Source organism: Treponema sp. OMZ 838, from assembly GCF_000775995.1.
In the GTDB taxonomy this organism is placed as follows: Bacteria; Spirochaetota; Spirochaetia; order Treponematales; family Treponemataceae; genus Treponema.
Window position 1 is genome coordinate 407563 of the sequence record NZ_CP009227.1, and the last position, 16514, is coordinate 424076.

20 protein-coding genes and 2 tRNA genes are annotated in these 16514 nt (G+C 43.6%); 11 read left to right on the forward strand and 11 right to left on the reverse strand.

The features are described from left to right. Positions 1-13 precede the first annotated feature (13 nt). From QI63_RS01770 to QI63_RS01790, 5 genes are all read right to left on the reverse strand, one after another. Positions 14-86 (reverse strand) — tRNA-Thr (locus tag QI63_RS01770). A 58-nt stretch (positions 87-144) separates the two neighbouring features. Beyond that, positions 145-1674, reverse strand: coding sequence for a hypothetical protein (locus QI63_RS01775; RefSeq protein WP_052185446.1), 1530 nt, complete (start codon positions 1672-1674; stop codon positions 145-147). Positions 1675-1755: 81 nt separating this feature from the next. Then, positions 1756-2229, reverse strand: a complete 474-nt coding sequence (locus QI63_RS01780) for an arginine repressor (protein ID WP_044013343.1) — start codon at positions 2227-2229, stop codon at positions 1756-1758. Positions 2230-2391: 162 nt separating this feature from the next. After that, a complete protein-coding gene (gene queA / locus QI63_RS01785; protein WP_044013345.1) occupies positions 2392-3432 on the reverse strand; it encodes a tRNA preQ1(34) S-adenosylmethionine ribosyltransferase-isomerase QueA in 1041 nt (346 codons plus the stop codon). Positions 3433-3645: 213 nt separating this feature from the next. Then, on the reverse strand, positions 3646-4521 hold the full coding sequence (locus QI63_RS01790; protein WP_200877764.1) for an RluA family pseudouridine synthase: 876 nt from the start codon (positions 4519-4521) through the stop codon (positions 3646-3648). 165 nt (positions 4522-4686) lie between these two features. On the opposite strand from QI63_RS01790, the gene QI63_RS01795 reads away from it, so the two are divergent. Further along, the gene (locus QI63_RS01795) at positions 4687-5103 is read left to right on the forward strand and encodes a hypothetical protein (protein WP_044013347.1); all 417 of its coding nucleotides are present in this window, start codon (positions 4687-4689) and stop codon (positions 5101-5103) included. A 150-nt stretch (positions 5104-5253) separates the two neighbouring features. Beyond that, positions 5254-6267, forward strand: a complete 1014-nt coding sequence (locus tag QI63_RS01800) for a DHH family phosphoesterase (RefSeq protein WP_044013349.1) — start codon at positions 5254-5256, stop codon at positions 6265-6267. Between the two features lie 45 nt (positions 6268-6312). Here QI63_RS01800 and QI63_RS01805 read toward each other — a convergent pair whose 3' ends face one another. Continuing rightward, positions 6313-7500, reverse strand: a complete 1188-nt coding sequence (locus QI63_RS01805; RefSeq protein WP_235619752.1) for an integrase catalytic domain-containing protein — start codon at positions 7498-7500, stop codon at positions 6313-6315. 189 nt (positions 7501-7689) lie between these two features. Here QI63_RS01805 and rpmB point away from each other — a divergent pair, with 189 nt between their 5' ends. From rpmB to QI63_RS01840, 8 genes are all read left to right on the forward strand, one after another. Beyond that, the gene (gene rpmB, locus QI63_RS01810; protein ID WP_006189625.1) at positions 7690-7881 is read left to right on the forward strand and encodes a 50S ribosomal protein L28; all 192 of its coding nucleotides are present in this window, start codon (positions 7690-7692) and stop codon (positions 7879-7881) included. 99 nt (positions 7882-7980) lie between these two features. Beyond that, positions 7981-8637 carry a DUF1007 family protein gene (locus tag QI63_RS01815; RefSeq protein ID WP_044013354.1) on the forward strand — a complete coding sequence of 219 codons (657 nt, stop codon included), beginning with the start codon at positions 7981-7983 and terminating at the stop codon, positions 8635-8637. A 10-nt stretch (positions 8638-8647) separates the two neighbouring features. Beyond that, positions 8648-9616 (forward strand): HoxN/HupN/NixA family nickel/cobalt transporter, encoded by a 969-nt coding sequence (locus QI63_RS01820; RefSeq protein ID WP_044013356.1) that lies wholly within the window; start codon positions 8648-8650, stop codon positions 9614-9616. A 4-nt stretch (positions 9617-9620) separates the two neighbouring features. Beyond that, a complete protein-coding gene (locus tag QI63_RS01825; protein ID WP_044013359.1) occupies positions 9621-10592 on the forward strand; it encodes a helix-turn-helix domain-containing protein in 972 nt (323 codons plus the stop codon). Positions 10593-10752: 160 nt separating this feature from the next. Further along, positions 10753-10890: a hypothetical protein gene (locus QI63_RS13105; RefSeq protein ID WP_215904698.1), complete on the forward strand. Its 138-nt coding sequence runs from the start codon at positions 10753-10755 to the stop codon at positions 10888-10890. A gap of 25 nt (positions 10891-10915) precedes the next feature. Further along, positions 10916-11503, forward strand: a complete 588-nt coding sequence (locus QI63_RS01830; RefSeq protein ID WP_044013361.1) for an MptD family putative ECF transporter S component — start codon at positions 10916-10918, stop codon at positions 11501-11503. 2 nt (positions 11504-11505) lie between these two features. Then, on the forward strand, positions 11506-12165 hold the full coding sequence (locus QI63_RS01835) for an energy-coupling factor transporter transmembrane component T family protein (RefSeq protein WP_044013363.1): 660 nt from the start codon (positions 11506-11508) through the stop codon (positions 12163-12165). Positions 12166-12167: 2 nt separating this feature from the next. Further along, a complete protein-coding gene (locus tag QI63_RS01840) occupies positions 12168-13625 on the forward strand; it encodes an ABC transporter ATP-binding protein (protein WP_044013365.1) in 1458 nt (485 codons plus the stop codon). 34 nt (positions 13626-13659) lie between these two features. Here QI63_RS01840 and QI63_RS01845 read toward each other — a convergent pair whose 3' ends face one another. The 5 genes from QI63_RS01845 to QI63_RS01865 form a co-directional block, all read right to left on the reverse strand. Beyond that, positions 13660-14001, reverse strand: coding sequence for a BrnA antitoxin family protein (locus QI63_RS01845; RefSeq protein WP_044013368.1), 342 nt, complete (start codon positions 13999-14001; stop codon positions 13660-13662). Positions 14002-14220: 219 nt separating this feature from the next. Further along, complete coding sequence (locus QI63_RS01850; RefSeq protein WP_044013370.1) at positions 14221-14697, reverse strand: hypothetical protein; 477 nt, start codon at positions 14695-14697, stop codon at positions 14221-14223. A gap of 21 nt (positions 14698-14718) precedes the next feature. Further along, a complete protein-coding gene (locus QI63_RS01855; RefSeq protein ID WP_044013372.1) occupies positions 14719-15366 on the reverse strand; it encodes an RNA polymerase sigma factor in 648 nt (215 codons plus the stop codon). A gap of 3 nt (positions 15367-15369) precedes the next feature. Further along, positions 15370-15741: a hypothetical protein gene (locus QI63_RS01860; protein WP_044013374.1), complete on the reverse strand. Its 372-nt coding sequence runs from the start codon at positions 15739-15741 to the stop codon at positions 15370-15372. Between the two features lie 17 nt (positions 15742-15758). Next, on the reverse strand, positions 15759-16241 hold the full coding sequence (locus QI63_RS01865) for a flagellar basal body-associated FliL family protein (RefSeq protein ID WP_044016915.1): 483 nt from the start codon (positions 16239-16241) through the stop codon (positions 15759-15761). A gap of 80 nt (positions 16242-16321) precedes the next feature. On the opposite strand from QI63_RS01865, the gene QI63_RS01870 reads away from it, so the two are divergent. After that, positions 16322-16405 (forward strand) — tRNA-Leu (locus QI63_RS01870). Positions 16406-16514 lie beyond the last annotated feature (109 nt).

The window sequence follows — 16514 nt, forward strand, 5'->3', positions numbered from 1 at the left end:
ATAAAAACAAAAAAGCTTCCGAGCGGAATCGAACCGCTGACCCCAACCTTACCATGGTTGTGCTCTGCCGACTGAGCTACAGAAGCATAAAGACGCTTGAGAATACCAGAAGAATAAGAAAGTGTCAAGGACTCAATGAAAATTTTACGGATTAAAGAGACCTGCTTCCGGAGCCCGTACCCGTATCATCGCCGTATAAGCATCTTTATTTTTTTCGATAAATGCATCAACCGGTACCTTCCCGCCATCTTCATATATGTCAAGATGGAATTCTCCCAAACTGTCAAAATACGGGAAGAATACAGCTATCCGGTCATACATTCGCAGCTCCGTAGCCGAAGACACCGTGCTAATACATGCAAGATAAAAATGATCGGGTTCGACGATGGTCAAATAATATAAAAGCGGTAAAAGATACGACGTTTGATACCCAGCATATCGTTGATACCCCAAAAAAGCAGGTTGTTTTACCGATCCGTTTTTTGCACTTGCCCCCATCGGAATCGCCGCACCGGTAAGCGCAAAAGGACAGCTGTTTACATCCAAACCGGAAGAGTCGGGATAAACGGTACGCTTCAAATTTAAGCTTAAAGCGGCAGCACCGAGATTTCGTATCCAATCCAATCCGAAAAAGACATTTTGTGTATCCAGATACGGTCTTGTAAAATGAGTTTTAGGCGCATCGGTCTCACGCTTCAAAGCTTCAACAACCGTCCCCTGCCCAGCAACAGGACGAATAATCCCATCAATAATCCACTTTGCAAAACCGGCCGAATCAACCCCTCCGATTACTTCAGAACGTATTTGGTCGATATTCATTGCAGTCGTTATTTCCGATTCGGTTTGAGGCTGCGAGTTACTAATATGTACAGGCTTTCCGTCATGATCAAAACAGCTGTCTTTCAGCCACACCAACCGATACCGAAGGTTTTCGACTATACGCGACATCGTTTTAACGGAGCTGTTATCACGCGGCGGATTAAATAAATCCCATGGAATGATTGACTGACTCAATGCCTTCAACCGTAAAAGCGAAATATGATAGAGTGTTTCAAAAGGGACGCCTATAGCGATATCTTTACGCACATAAGCATTAAAAAGACATATATCGATAAACGACTTACCGCTGTAAGCTTTTTGACTTGCAGGACGAAGAGACACCGACAAAGCGGGATTTTCGCGCGGATATATCTTGATCAACAAAGGGGCACCGGTATCAACCCTTCGGTACAGCATCCATGTCCCTTGCGGTACGAGATTATGCTCCGGCAAACTGTAATCGGTAAGATTGGGAACAATAGAAATAATGTAGACATCCTTACCGTCTTCAGCATACTTTCCCGATACCGTAAACGTATTTCCTTTTGAATCCGTATGCAATTCAGGAGCCTTTTTGACGACTTTTTCAATCGGCGCAGAAAACCATGAGGTTGTAATCGCTTCACGAATTTCAGCAGAATCCGGTATTTGATCCAAAGGATAAAGATGCACGGTTTTCAGATTTTCACCGACTACCGTTTCGACCGTAATAACGGATTCTTTACTCTCGCCATCTTTTTTGACCGTCGTTGAATTCGGTACGGAGGCATCGGCTCCGAAAACAGCCGCCATACTTATGCATACGAGAATACTTCCTATAAGACAGGAAGGTATCCTAAAACAAACGCTTTTCATACTTCTATGGTATCGGCATTTCAGCATCATATCTTAAAGCACTATCAAGCCACCCCTAAAAACCAACTGAATTCTTAGCTCTCAGTCTTCCAATTCGGGGATCCGGTCTTTCAGCTCACGCAGAAACTGCTCGCCGCTTACTCCTTCCCTCAAACAAATAAACACGCAATTATCACGGCCGGCAATGATACCGAGAACAGACTCAAAGCCCATATTTTCAAGCGCCATCGAAATCAGTTCGGTATGCCCCGAATATGTTTTAATAACTGCCATATTTCCGGAATAATCTATAGAAATATACCCGCGTAAAAAATCTTGAATACCCGCCTGCTCGGTTTCACGAGGATGGTCATCGCTCGGCACTGTATAAACATAATCACCCTTTCCATTGGAAACCTTGCTCACCTTGAGCATCTTTAAATCACGCGACAAGGTCGCCTGAGTAACGGAAAAGCCTTCACGATCCAAATAACCGAGCAGCATTTCTTGAGATTCAATCGGATATGATTTTATCAGTTTTCTGATTGTTTTTAATCTTGTCAGCCGCTGTTTCACTTATGTCACCTACGGAGTAATAGTGCATAAATATTCAAAAAAGTCAATAAAAATAAAAAATATTCAAAAAATATGCATAATCTTGCATAAAATTCCGCACAGAAGACAGGCAACCGCTTAAAATATTGCCAATACGGCCGCCCTAGTCCATTACCACGGTTCTTAAAGAATGAGCATGGCATCGCCGTAAGAGAAAAAGCGATATTTTTTTTCTATTGCATGGCGGTAAGCTGCAAAGATGTTGTCGCGACCGGCAAATGCGGATACCAGCATAACAAGACTCGACTGCGGCGTATGGAAGTTGGTAAGCAGCGCTCCGGTAAGCCCGAACTGAAAGCCGGGATAGATAAATATATTCGTTGCCCGCATTCCGCGGCTCAACTGCTGCGTATCGGATTTCCATGCGGATTCAAGCGTCCGTACCGAAGTGGTGCCGACTGCCAATATGGTTTTACCGCTGCGGTGTGCCGCTTCCACTGTCTCCGCTGTTTCGTCGGAAATAAAAAACTTTTCGGAGTGCATCGTGTGTTCTTCGACTACTTCCGTCCGCACCGGCAAAAACGTACCAAGCCCGACGTGCAGTGTTACAGCGGTACGCGCTATATGCCGCTTATCCAGTTCCTGTAAAATCGGCTCCGTAAAGTGGAGTCCGGCGGTAGGCGCCGCAACCGAACCGGTGTTCTGTGCGTATACTGTCTGGTACCGCGCGGCATCTTCATTTGTGTCGCCGCGCTTGATGTACGGAGGCAGCGGGATATGACCGTTGGCTTCCAGCCAACGGTCATCAATGCAGCGGTCAAAGCGTACATATTTGCAATCAGGTTCCGCTGCATTGGGGGAAGGAGGAGGAATCAGCACGGCACGGGTGCCGTCGTTAAAGGTGTACTCCTTCCCTTCCCGCTGCCGCTTGGCACGCTTTACAATGGTTTTCCACACAAAGCCTTCGTCGAGCGGCTCAATTAACAAAAACTCAGTCTCGCCGGTACCGGTATGGGCATACAAACGGGCATGACGCACTTTTGTATTGTTAAACACCATTAAACAATCAGGCGGTAAAAAATCAGGTAAGTCGGAGAACATCGCATCGGTTAATGCCCCCGTCCGTCTATGTAACACAAGCAGCCGGTCATTTCCGCGTTCGGCTGAAGGATATTGCGCAATCAATTCTTTCGGAAGTTCAAAATCGAAATCTTTTGTAAACATAAGGCCTCAAAAACGGAAAGCACTATACCCGAAAACCTCTCCCAGTGACAAGGTAACCGCATCAGGTTATCAGGGGAAATGCATCAAGTCGTTTTTTAACAGCCCCGTGAAAAAATTGATACTATTCGACCAGAGTTGAACCTCGTCGCGGTTCAAATGGTCGCTCAGCCTATTATTCTGCGGAATTTGATCTATCGGTCTGATGTGTTTACCTTATCCATTTTTAACGTATAAAAGCCATTCTTTCGGTTCAGGGATTTCAAATTTCAACGGTTCTCCCGTAAATGGGTGATTAAATTCAAGCGTCCGTGCATGGAGGGCAAGCCGTCCGAAAGGATTGGTCTTTGCTCGATAATTTTCATCTCCGGCAAGGACATACCCTTTCGATGCCAAATGCGCCCGGATTTGATTCTTTCGTCCCGTTTCAAGGCTTAATTCAAAAAGCGTATGATGCGTTCCGCGTTCAATTATTTTGTAATGAGTTACAGCACTTACCGTCTTAAAGCGGGCTTTATCATACGGAACAAAACCTCTATTGTGCGCATTGTATGCAATTTCATCGTTAATAGTGCCGCTGTTCTTAATTACGCCGAAAGTGCTCCGCGCGGCATTTCCCTGCACAGGATTTTCCGCAACAGCACGGTAAATACGCCCCGTTACCAGAGTCTGCCAATGATCCATAATCTTTTTTTGAGCTTTTTCCGTCATTGCAAACATCATCACGCCCGATGTTTCTCTATCAAGACGGTGAACGGCAAAGGGTCTATGGGCTTGAGAATATGTTCCTTTTTTGCGCATCATCCGCTCAAGAACTTCGAGAGCAGTCTGCGCCCTACTTCCCGGATATGGCACGGAAAGCATCCCATCAGGCTTGTAAATCACCGCAAGATCCTCATCTTCATACAGGACTGTAATTTTTTCCCGTCCGAAATCCCGTTTGTGTTTCTTTTCAAATTTTGTTCCGGCTGTCTTTGTTCCGGCAGTCATAATACGATTATCTTTTTCTTTCTGTCCGCCTTTTCCGCCGGAACGTGAAAAAGCAAAACGTGTATTGTGTCCTATGGATTCATGGGAAGAAGTTTTATTCATGCCGCTATACAATCACAAAAGGCACTGCGTGTACAGGGAACCTATAAAAATTCACCCGATTTTTTAGAGATGCCCTACAGTGAGTACATTCGGAGGCAATGCGTATGCTTGCAATTTTTTATATCCATTGTTATAATTTCACTATTATAATTCCGGAGGAATTTTATGAAAAGGATATGCCGTTGTTTCATTTTTTGTGTTTTACTGTTCGGAGCAGTAAGCGTATTTCCGCTTGCAGCCGAATCAAAAGAAGCTGATATATATTATGTCAACACTCAGCTTTTGAAGATATTTTCCCACCCAAAAGGGTACTATGTTATCTATCGGCGAGCGGGATTAGAGACCGGAGAGGCGTTTATCCCGTTCACATGGTTCAGCCCAAAAGAAAACAAGGCGGATATTTCATTTATCAATACCCGTATTAATCCGTACCTGTCTTTCTTTATCCGTGACGGAAAATGTGAATATGTGAGAATTTCTACCCCGAAAGATATAGGATCTCAAATATGGGGTATATTGCCGAATCCTCAACAATATAATGATAAATTTGACGGAGTAGAATCGCTCGCACTTGAGTTCTAATCCGTATCAAAAATAGACGGGGGCCTCTAAAAATCTAACCGAGTTTTTGGAGGTACCCAGGCATAAGGAGCTCTAAAAATGTGATTGATTTTCAGAGCTCCCCATCGGCTTGAGACTATATGCCTATCTTCCATTTAAACTAGGTTATTCATGGCTAATATTATTACACCTGCCGTTCCACAGAAATTAATCGATTTTTTACATTCATACCCGATGTTCCTCATAGCCGGTCATAAAGAACCCGATGGAGATTGCATCGGAAGCAGTATTGCGATGTCCCTTTTCTTACAACGGTTGGGAAAAAAAACGCAGTTACTTTCTGCCGGACCATTTCAACGGCCGGAAATTCGGATGTATGAACCGCTTTTTTCTGCACAGGTACCGGAAGCGCTCATCAAACGCCCTGAGAACACAGGGGTTATCATCGTTGACTGTTCGGGAATAGACCGGACGGGCGACATTGCCGAACAATTAAAAAACTTTCCTTCAATTTGCATTGATCATCACGCTACCAATACGACAAACGAAGCCGGCTCTCTTGTATATGCAGATGCCCCTTCAACAACATTTATCATCCAAACGATTATCGAAGCGATGACGGGCTCCGTAACACGAGAGGAAGCGGAGATGCTGTTTTTCGGACTTTGTACCGACACGGGTTTTTTCCGTCACTTGGATGAACGGAGCGGCGAGGTATTTGCTCATACTGCGCGGCTCGTACAGGCAGGAGCAAACCCGAAATACACCTTTGCAACGATTAACGGCGGTAAGTCATTCGGGTCGCGGACACTTATCTCGCGCGTATTAGCCCGTATGAAGCCGTATTATGACGGAAGGCTCATCGTTTCGTATGAAACGTATCAAGATAAACAAGAAATCGGCATCGAAAACAGGGATTCCGATATGGCATATCAGCTTATCCAGGGCATTGCAGGGGTAAAAGCAATTTGCATTGTACGGCAGGATACCGAAACACATTGCAGCGTCGGGTTCCGCTCTCTCGATACTGTTGATGTCAGTATTATTGCCTCTTCCTTCGGCGGCGGCGGGCATAAGCAGGCCGCGGGACTTTATATAGAAGGAATTGCCGAACAACTCATACCGAAGTTTGTTGCAGCGTTTGCCCCTCAGTTTCAAGACGTATTTACTCACGTAAAAATCTAACCGAAAGGCTTCCGGTTACTCAAGTAAAAATCTAACCATAGCACTCTATGTCCAAGGCTGGGCCATAGAGATAAGTTTACGCTGCAAGTATTGCGTTGTTTCAAGCAGCTGTTGTAAATCCAAGTTGTTCTTCCTGCGGCACAGCTCAGCTTTTACCGCCTCGCTTACATCAGAGCTTTCCATCAGCCTGCAATACGGCGTCTTTGCCGTATCATATTTTTTTATGACCTTTGCGTCTATCCGTTTTTTTGAAATAATTTTCATCGAAGGAAAAAAGAAATTGACGAGTGCATTGTACTGCTGATAAAGGTCAGCCATAACCATGCGTGCCGCTTCTCCCTCAAAGCGATAGTAACCGACGATGCGTCTTACGACACTGTCATTTTTCTGTTCAACAAAACAATTATCATTCTTTTTATATGATCTGCTCCGAGTGAAAATAACTTCATTACTTTTACACCATTGCAACAGCTGTGTATTTTTGAACTCACTTCCGTTGTCGCTATCAATACCTTTCATCTGAAAGGGGAGCTTCTCTTTCACATCTTCTATTGCTTCTTTTACCCAACGATGAGCTTTGTTTAAAAGGGCTCGGTTTTCTGTCCAGCCGGAATGAACATCGGTAAGGGTAAGCGTGCAAATATACTGTCCTTGGGTACTTATGCCGCAGTTGGCGACGGTGTCAACCTCAAAAAAACCCGGCTTACGTTCATCCCAATCGAAAAAGGTGCGGATTGGAATGAGCTTATTAAGATTCTTTGCCGGTCGTGTTGTTGAAATACCGCGGATGGAATGTTTTGGGATTTCCGGTTTGAGAATCCTGCCGACTGTCGCGCTTGATATGCGGGCGAGTTTTGCTTTCAGTTTTTCATCATAGCCGAACTTTTGAGCAGAGTAATCGATATTATCCCGAATGAACGGCACGAGCCGTTTTGAACACAGATACATCGAAAAAATCCACAGCCGGATGACTTCTTGTTGTACGTCTTGACCGTAGTATTTTTCATAGTTCCGCTTTTTGCGTGTCTTTGTAATGACCTGTACGCTCTGTCTTGCGACATTGTTAAAGTGCGTGACCTTTACGTATGCACTGTTTTTCAGAACGTGAAGGGCATACTTTCGATTGTAACCGGTTGTTGCGATAAACTCATCGATTATTTTCGTCTTGTTCTTTTTGCTTGCCGTACAGTAACGCTTCGCCGTCTCTTCGGTTAATTTCTTTTTCGTTTTCATGTCTAACCCCATTGCGCCCTTCCTTTGGGCTTCTATTTTGAGTTAGATTTTTACGTGATGCACCGCTTCTTTTTCGGTTAGATTTAACGTGATGCAATGCGCAAGATTGACATAACATTCGTTTTACAGTATACTATCCTGCGTTTTATTTTGAATGCTGATAATAGATAAAGCTAAGGAAGGTGAACTATGGCACGCAGATGCGATATTTGTGGAAAAGGGCCGATGAGCGGTAATACGGTTAGTAAATCGATGAATCACCAACGCCGCGTATGGCGCCCCAACCTTATCGACGTAAAAACGGAAATTGACGGAAGAACGTTGACCCTGAAACTGTGTTCCCGCTGCTTAAAGAGCAACTATGTTGTTAAGAAAGTCTAAGCATCCGTTTTTTATTCTTATTAAAAAGAGTCCTCAGTAAGGACTCTTTTTTTATATCCGCCCTATATTCCAATGAAAAAACTACCTGAGGTATAAAGAATGATACGGTATACACATAAAAAAATAGTATGCATTTCGATTTTGCTGAGTACCTTGCTTTTGTCCACACCGGTTCAACTGATAGCCCATCCGCACCTCTTCATTTCTACTCAAACCGAGTTTGTAGTAAATGACGGGAAAATTCAGGGCGCGTATGAAACATGGACGTTTGACCGGTTTTTCAGTGCGGATATTATTCAGGGCTATGATCTGAACCGAGACGGTCTGTTTGATAAAACTGAAACAAAAGATGTCTATGACAATGCTTTTATCAATACTAAAAACTACTCGTATTTTACCTTTATCCGGCAGGGAGATAAGCGCCATAGCCCCGAAAAGGTGAGAGATTTTTCCGTATGGCAAAAAGACGGCATTGCTTCGTATCGATTTTATGTCGATTTGTCAAAATACAGCGGTGATTTTTATTTTGCCGTATACGATTACAGCTTTTTCTGTGATTTCCGGTATGATGAAAAATCTCCGGTACTCTTTCGCGGGTCTTTCGGTAAAACGGCTCCAAGATATACGATTGCCGAAAACAAAAAATATCCTGTGTACTACGACCCTTTCGATACCGCCGATATGACAACCATGTATGATTCGTGGAAACCGGGATTGCAAACGTATTACCCGAAAGAAATTCATATTACCTACTAAGGAACACCGAATGCGATACGGAGTTATCTTGTTTGTATTTTGTATTATAACCGGCGCTCTCTGGGCAAACCCCTTTACCGGCAAAAAAAATACGCCTGCTCCCGTCCGCGCGGAGAAACCGGCTGATTTTATTGTAAACCGGCAAGCACAGCTGCATACAAAGCTCGGCGACTCCATCTATGAGTGGACACAGACACATTCGGCACAAGCATTTTGGACAATTATCGGACTCGCCTTCTTTTATGGAGTTATGCATGCACTGGGACCGGGACACCGGAAAACGCTGGTGTTCTCATTTTATCTGACGAGAAAAGCTCCCGTGTGGGAGCCCGCTGTAACAAGCCTCACCTTAGCGGGGCTGCACGGCATAACCAGCCTCTTGTTACTGTTAATCTTCCGCAATGTGAGCGGCGCGTTATCCGCACATACCGACTCCGCGGCAATTTACCTTGAAGGTTTTTCCTTTATTCTGCTGCTGCTGCTTTCCGGAGCCTCTATCCTGCATCTGTTGTCCGACGCATTCTCCAATCGGTTTCCCCGGCTTCGTTTCAGCCGCCGCTCACTCGCACCCGGGCAAAGCAGCAAACCGGCATACAATACCGGCAGCTACGGTTCCGCACGGTATAAAAACTACCGCCCACAGCGCCGCACAGCCGGAAATATACAATGGGGTGCTTTTTTGCTCAGCGGTATGTATCCATGCCCCGCAGCCTTACTCGTACTGGTACTGGTTTCTACATTGGATGCGGCGGGTATCGGTATCATTGCGGTTATCGGTATATCGGCAGGCATGGCAATTCCCATCACCGTTGCAGCATACCTCGCATGGACGGGACGGCAGCGGCTGTTTAAGCGAATCGGCAAAACGCAAAAATATGCCGAAACCGCCGCATTAGTGCTCTCACTGGCGGCTTACAGCGCCATCTTTATCTTTTCGTTTATCGCAGTACTGCCTTTCATCAAAAGCGTGATAGGGTAACTCAATGGACTACCTAAACCACCTCTACGGCAGAGATATAAAAACCGTAAAAAAATTACAGCACGGAACAGTGCATACCGTCAAAACACGGAATGGAATGTGCTACGTTACATCGTATCGTATTTTCCCCGGTGTGAATGTTATGTTTAACGACATCCATACCGATACATTATGTCCACCTTCCGCTGCGGCTCTGCTCAATAACAATATCAAGCAATACGAACTGAACCATTGCAGAGAAGGTGCATTTGAATCGATATTAAAAGACGGAACACAAGTCAGCATGAATGCCGGTGACTTTGCAATCAATCCTTTAGAAAATTGTTCGCAGCATTCTCGGTTTCCGATACGGCACTATCACGGTATCAGCATTTATATTATTCCGGCGGAATTAGGAGAAGAAGCCCGCACCTTGCAGCAGTATTTTTGTATCGATTACGGAATCATTTTAGAACACCTGTGTAAAAACGGAACCCTCTTTTTGAAACGAGCAACCCCCGAACTTGATCATATATTTCACGAAATGTATCACGTGCCGGAAGAAATTGCCGTTCCGTATCTAAAAATAAAAATACAGGAATTGTTTTTGTATTTAAGCATATTAAAAAGCGGCATCGATTTTACCGACCGTGAATACGCGCAAAAAACCAATCGGGAAATTATCAAACGCCTCCATCAGTTTGTCATAAAAAACTCAAATAAAAACTACAGTTATGCGCAGCTTTCCGCCGTCTTTCATATTAAAACGACAACAATGAAAACCTGCTATAAATCGGTTTATGGAACAACCATTCACGAAACGGTCAAAAAAGCGCGGCTTCAAAAAGCAATCGATCTTCTTAAAAACTCCTCCGCAAACATTATGGAAATTGCTTTGGAAATCGGCTACTCAAGTCATGCAAAATTTTCGGAAGCCTTTAAGCAGACCTATAACTTGCGGCCGAGCGAATATAAAAAATTAATTCGGCAGCTCTAAAAAGATACTCGCTTTTTAAAATAGCATCATTATATGGGCGTTGCCGGTACCTTGCTCTAAAACAACTGCTTGCAAGGTACCGGCCGCTCTGTACGGGGCTATCGGTACAACCGTGCAGAGATTGCTGCACGGTTGTGTACAATTTTGTACATTTTGAAAAATGTACAAAATTCCCCTCCCGCCGCTAACGCTGTTTGGAACCGCTGCCGTCCGTGGCGGTGCTGACGGGCTTCTTTATCCGACTTATTTGGTACAACTTGTCCGATTCGGAAAGAACAATAATGTAAACCGATGGTAATATCTTCCTACCTGGAGGTATTATTATGTCAAATAGGTTATCCGTAAAGGATTTGGCGACGATCGGTATTTTTTCGGCAATAATGATCGTTGTGTTTATTGCATTCTCGATGATCACCGGCGCATCCTTATTTTTTAATATGGTGTTGAATGCCGTGTTTGCAGCGTTTATACTTGCACCGTTTTTTGTGTATATGGCAATGAAGGTCAATAAGCCGGGCGTAGTTCTTATTTATAATACGCTGCATGCTGTTTTAACAACCGTCTTTATGGGGCCGTTTATGTTCCCTTGGTTTTTTGTCGGCGGAATTATCGGCGAACTTTCCATGTGGGGTAAAGACAGCTACCGGAACTGCAAGCGAATTACCATAGCGTGGATTATTACTTCACTTACACGAGCCACACACGGTATGAGCGAAATTTGGTTTTTCTATGATGCTTTTGTAAAGACCGGTGTTTCGAAGGAACAAATAGATATACAGACACAATACTATACCGATCCTAAATGGGTTGCAATCTCATTAATCCTTACCGTTATTGCTGCAATGCTCGGTTGCTATATCGGCAATAAAATGCTTAAAAAACATTTTATAAAAACAGGGTTGTTAAATTAGGTATGGATTTCCGTACTAAATTGGCGATATTCTTTTGTACGGTATTTTTGGTATCGGTTATTTCCAAGAATACCGTATTTTTCTGTTTAATCGGTTTATTGGCAGCGTATGGCGTTTTTCAAAAACACTATCACAGTATATTCCGCTGCGTTTTTGTTTTATTCATTGTCGAAACAATACAGCTTATTTCAAAGGGTAACGGATTAGGCACACTGCTGCCGGAAATGTTTTTATTTATTATCACTCGAATGATCGCTGTGCTTATATCGGTTATTCCAATCATTAAAACACCGCCGGGAGAATTGACCGCTGTTATAAACAAATTGAAAATCAATAGAAATATTGCGTTGTCTTTTATTTTTATGATGCGTTTTTTTCCGATTATCGGAAATGAATTTAAAGAGATTATCGAGTCCTTAAAATTGCGCGGATTATTTACCTTAACAAAACCGTTGCAAACAATGGAATATGTCTTTATCCCAATGATGTTTTCCGCTTCTAAAACGGCGGAAGAATTAGCTGCTGCTGCGGAAGTACGAGGAATATCCGCTGCCGGAGTACACACCTCTAAGCGGGCTATCGTATTTACCGCTGTCGATTGGGCTATCACACTGATCGCTCTTGTTATATCCGTGGGATTATATTATTGGGAGCTGCATTAAAAATGATTACATTAGATCATATCTACTATGCATATCCGCAATCGTCAAAAGAAAATCTTGATGATATAACGATGGAGATACAAGATGGAGAGGCTGTCGCTTTAATCGGATTGAGCGGATGCGGAAAAACAACGATAACACGAATCCTCAACGGGCTTGCCTATACATTTTTTTCGGGAAAAATGGGCGGCAGTATATCGATTAACGGTATCGACACGACTAAAAAGGAATTATATGAGATAGGACGAATGGTCGGTTCTATTTTTCAAAATCCAAAAAGTCAGTTTTTTGCAGAAGTTGTAGAAGATGAAATTGCATTCGGCTTGGAGAATTACGGTATCGAACGTACCGAAATTGTCAAGCGTATTACCGACTCTCTACGTATGATTAACGGCGAAACGTTACGAACAAGAAATCTGTTTCAGCTTTCAAGCGGAGAAAGACAGAAAGTCGCGATTGCATCAATTAATGCACTTGATCCGCCGGTCTATGTATTTGATGAGCCTTCTGCAAATCTTGATATGGCAAGTGTGGAAGCGCTAAAACGATTAATGGCTTTGTTAAAAAAGAAAGGAAAAACGCTTATCGTTTCCGAACATCGAATCTACTATCTCAAAGATATCATCGATCGGTATTATTACATAGAAGACGGAAAAATTATCCGCTGCTATACAAAGGAAATATTTGAACATTCACCGGTTGAATTTTTTCAGCAACAGGGCTTACGCTTATATTCCCTTGACTGTATTGAACCGCACGGGCAAACAATATCCGGAACACGGCGCCTGAAAATCGATAACATCTCTTTTTCATACAACAGACAATCGTTACTGAAAAATTTAAGCTATTGTTTTATGAGTGGCACGATATACGGCATCATCGGCGGTAACGGCGCCGGTAAAAGCACCTTCGCAAAAGTACTGAGCGGATTGCTGCGTGAAAAACACGGCAGTATTTCTTCGTGCGGAAAAGACAGCTGCAATGACATAAAACTCAACAGCCGTACACGGAGGAAAATAATATACTATTTGTCAAATAACTTTGACAGTAATCTTTTTGAAGTTTCCGCTGCAGAAGAACTGCGATTAAATGCCCCCGCCGCCGACACCGCTGAAATCCTAAAAGACTATCGCTTGGACACCGTTGCGGAGACACATCCGCAAATCCTCTCCGGTGGACAAAAACAACGGCTGGCAATCGCCGCCGCCTCATTATTAAAAAGGGATGTGTACATTTTCGACGAACCGACGAGCGGCTTAGACGGAAAGAATATGCGTCTTATAGCCGATAAAATGCGGGAACTGCAAGCGCAAGATAAAATCGTTATTGTTATTTCTCACGACTATGAATTTTTAATGGAGATTTGCAGTATTGTGTTACACTTAAACGGAAATTCATTTACGGAATACACTGCTGCAAGCGATAAAGAAAAGATATTGAAGATTTTGCAGCAGGAATAAACCTTGCCTCGATACTCTGCATCGAAGGTATTGATTACCCGAACGCATGAGCGCGTAAAACGGCATTCATTTTTGTCTGATATCCTTTGCCCTGCGCTTTGTACCATTCTAAAACATCGGTATCAACTCTTATATGAATTTCCGTCTTTCTAGGTTTGCACCATTCAGGATGAAGTTTCGCATACAGTTCAGGTTTTACCTCTTTGAGCGGGCGGAATTGAGCAAGTTCCTCTTTGGTTTGTTTTGGACATTCAGGGTCGTATTCTGTCTGCTTTGATGGTACTTTAGCAACAGCTTGGCGGATATTCAATATCTCTTCCTGCGTCAGCGGTGCATTCATAACTTCTTCAAGCGTCATAGTTACGATAGTACTCATCGATTTCCTCCTGTTCTGCCGGGCGAATGGTACGGAACAATCGAAAGAATAGAACAAATCGATGATTTAATTATTACCGCTGTCACCGTATACTGATACTGAAAACATATATAATCTCATTGTTGTAGACATCAACATTCTCCGGTTATCTCCGCCATATACAAAGGCTTCTCTAGGTTGCAAAACACATTTTTAAAATCGGCTTACCAGTACTCTGCCTTACATTTGCGGCGTAAATTTTTCGGTAAAAAACACTAAGTTCTTTGCAAGAAATACTGCAGAATAGGTAACAATACTGCCTGCACATAAAAGCGCAAAGGGAATCCAAAAAGAATCGCCGAATTGGCTTAAATCGATTTTGCCCATATCGCTGAATGGAAGGAGAATAAATCCGAGTATCAAGAACGTGCCGACAGCGAGCCACGGCAGAAATGTTTTGTCTTTTCCCTGGCGGGTGGCAACCGGTGTACTCTGTTTATTCAGCAAGTGTATTGCGTTCATTGTCGCATTCAGCATCCGCTCATCAACTGCAGTAGAGGTATGCACTATTTGCCGCTGAACATTCTCTGCAGCTGCCATCCGGTTAACAGCTTGCCTACACGATGTACAGCATAAAAGGTGCAGCTTGAGTCCCGCTGAAAGCGGTTCATGTTTATCGAGTAAAAGATACTGATCTTGAAAAATATCACAATTCATAGAATCTCCATCCATTAATTGCTAATGGGGCACAACGGCCGGATACGAAAAACTCGATCCCCGATGCGTATATTCAAAGACCGCACGGTCTTCTTTAAGATATTCCCGTAAAATTTTCTTTGCACGGAAGATATGAGATTTAATCGTATTCAACGGCAGTTCGGTAACTGCCGCAATGTCGGTATAGCTCATGTCGTAAAAGAAGTAAAGGTCAATACAAATACGGTAGTTATCGGGTAAATTACTTACCGCCTCACGCACTGACAAGATGATACATTCATTCAAATGTTTTTCTTCGGGATTATCCCCCCGGTACTCAATTTCAGCACCATCTGCAAGTGAGGCATAGCTCCGTCGTTTTTTAACCGAGTTGAGCGCCGTATTATAGGCGATACGCATCAGCCATGTTGCAAACGGCGCTTCCGCCCGAAACGTTCCCAGTGCAGAGTATGCTTTCAGCATCACATCCTGCACAAAGTCCTCACAATCATCGGTGTTGTCAAAAAAGCTCAACCCGAGCATATAGACCCGTTTTTGATATTGCGCCGCCAACACGGCGAAAGCTTGCGTATTGCCGTTTAATACCGCTTTGCACACCTCGTAATCCCGCAGCGTTTGATTAAGCCCTTCTTTTTTATAAACGGCGGCATAATCGGTTGTCATATTCATCGCCTATCCCTCCGTTTTTCCTTCCGGCAAAGCAGCAGGCTTCCGTACTTCATTATCCCCGCTGCGGCGGGTAATTGCGTAAAAGAGCGTAAGGCTGATGCCAAGCGCTAGCGGAATAAGACCTCCGAGTAAAACATAGCCGATTCCGGCAATAAAATAGAACAAGCCGAATAATACGCAGCCGATAACGGTCAGTATAATACCTAACAGCAAGCAAAAAAGGCGGACATTCACGATAGGACGGATATAGGTATTTGTCTTAATCTGAAGCATAATCTGCCTATGCCGCCATAAAAAATAAAAAAAGACCAAAACGCTGCCCATCACAATCCCGACAATCGGAATAACGGCGATAATAATCTGCACTGCGACCATTTTTATTGCTTCCTTCCTTAATAAAGAATAACGAATTCCTCAAAATAGATATTATGAATCTGTCCCAATACGAGCTGTTTATTTATCCGTTCCATAAGCGCTCGTTTTATATCTTGCGGCAATTCACTGCTGAGCCGATACGCACTTTCGAACGAGAACCAATCGAGTATGTTTTTTTTCAGCACTTCTTTTTTCGCAACCAATTCTTCCTGGAACGCGGTGTCCGATGCCTTATATTCAAGAAAAGGCTTGAGGATAACAGTGATCGGCGGATTATCGGCTGTAACGGCACGGAGCTGACCAAGGTCACCATACAACGCATATTCCTTAGGAGGAATATAGACGGCGCCCGCATTCGATTCTTCATCCTGCCGGCCGGAAGCCCGTTCTTTTGTCTTTTTGACAACAGCGATAACCGTTCCGACTACAATAACCGTAATCAGAATGATGATAATGCCTCGCAACAGTTTAAATAGTTTGTCCGACGGATATACACTCATATTTGTTGAAGTATACCAAAAAAAAGCGATTGACAAAAGCCTCTTTTTATCTATAATGTGTTCATTGCAATGCGTTTTTTGCCCCGGTGGTGGAATTGGTAGACACGCTAGTTTCAGGTACTAGTGCTTTCACGGGCATGGGGGTTCAAGTCCCCCCCAGGGCAGTCCTTTTATCAGATACGGAACGTATACAATAATAGATACCTCCGGATAACCGATGCCCCTTTTCATTCAACCCCGCACCGCATAAGCTTCTTTCACCGATAATACAGT

Bases quoted from the DNA above. Each gene is read 5' to 3' on its own strand.
- QI63_RS01775 (WP_052185446.1), bottom strand. From the start codon at position 1,674: ATGAAAAGCGTTTGTTTTAGGATACCTTCCTGTCTTATAGGAAGTATT.
- queA (WP_044013345.1), bottom strand. From the start codon at position 3,432: ATGTTTACAAAAGATTTCGATTTTGAACTTCCGAAAGAATTGATTGCG.
- QI63_RS01790 (WP_200877764.1), bottom strand. From the start codon at position 4,521: ATGAATAAAACTTCTTCCCATGAATCCATAGGACACAATACACGTTTT.
- QI63_RS01795 (WP_044013347.1), top strand. From the start codon at position 4,687: ATGAAAAGGATATGCCGTTGTTTCATTTTTTGTGTTTTACTGTTCGGA.
- QI63_RS01800 (WP_044013349.1), top strand. From the start codon at position 5,254: ATGGCTAATATTATTACACCTGCCGTTCCACAGAAATTAATCGATTTT.
- QI63_RS01805 (WP_235619752.1), bottom strand. From the start codon at position 7,500: ATGAAAACGAAAAAGAAATTAACCGAAGAGACGGCGAAGCGTTACTGT.
- rpmB (WP_006189625.1), top strand. From the start codon at position 7,690: ATGGCACGCAGATGCGATATTTGTGGAAAAGGGCCGATGAGCGGTAAT.
- QI63_RS01815 (WP_044013354.1), top strand. From the start codon at position 7,981: ATGATACGGTATACACATAAAAAAATAGTATGCATTTCGATTTTGCTG.
- QI63_RS01820 (WP_044013356.1), top strand. From the start codon at position 8,648: ATGCGATACGGAGTTATCTTGTTTGTATTTTGTATTATAACCGGCGCT.
- QI63_RS01825 (WP_044013359.1), top strand. From the start codon at position 9,621: ATGGACTACCTAAACCACCTCTACGGCAGAGATATAAAAACCGTAAAA.
- QI63_RS13105 (WP_215904698.1), top strand. From the start codon at position 10,753: ATGTACAAAATTCCCCTCCCGCCGCTAACGCTGTTTGGAACCGCTGCC.
- QI63_RS01830 (WP_044013361.1), top strand. From the start codon at position 10,916: ATGTCAAATAGGTTATCCGTAAAGGATTTGGCGACGATCGGTATTTTT.
- QI63_RS01835 (WP_044013363.1), top strand. From the start codon at position 11,506: ATGGATTTCCGTACTAAATTGGCGATATTCTTTTGTACGGTATTTTTG.
- QI63_RS01840 (WP_044013365.1), top strand. From the start codon at position 12,168: ATGATTACATTAGATCATATCTACTATGCATATCCGCAATCGTCAAAA.
- QI63_RS01845 (WP_044013368.1), bottom strand. From the start codon at position 14,001: ATGAGTACTATCGTAACTATGACGCTTGAAGAAGTTATGAATGCACCG.
- QI63_RS01850 (WP_044013370.1), bottom strand. From the start codon at position 14,697: ATGAATTGTGATATTTTTCAAGATCAGTATCTTTTACTCGATAAACAT.
- QI63_RS01855 (WP_044013372.1), bottom strand. From the start codon at position 15,366: ATGAATATGACAACCGATTATGCCGCCGTTTATAAAAAAGAAGGGCTT.
- QI63_RS01860 (WP_044013374.1), bottom strand. From the start codon at position 15,741: ATGGTCGCAGTGCAGATTATTATCGCCGTTATTCCGATTGTCGGGATT.
- QI63_RS01865 (WP_044016915.1), bottom strand. From the start codon at position 16,241: ATGAGTGTATATCCGTCGGACAAACTATTTAAACTGTTGCGAGGCATT.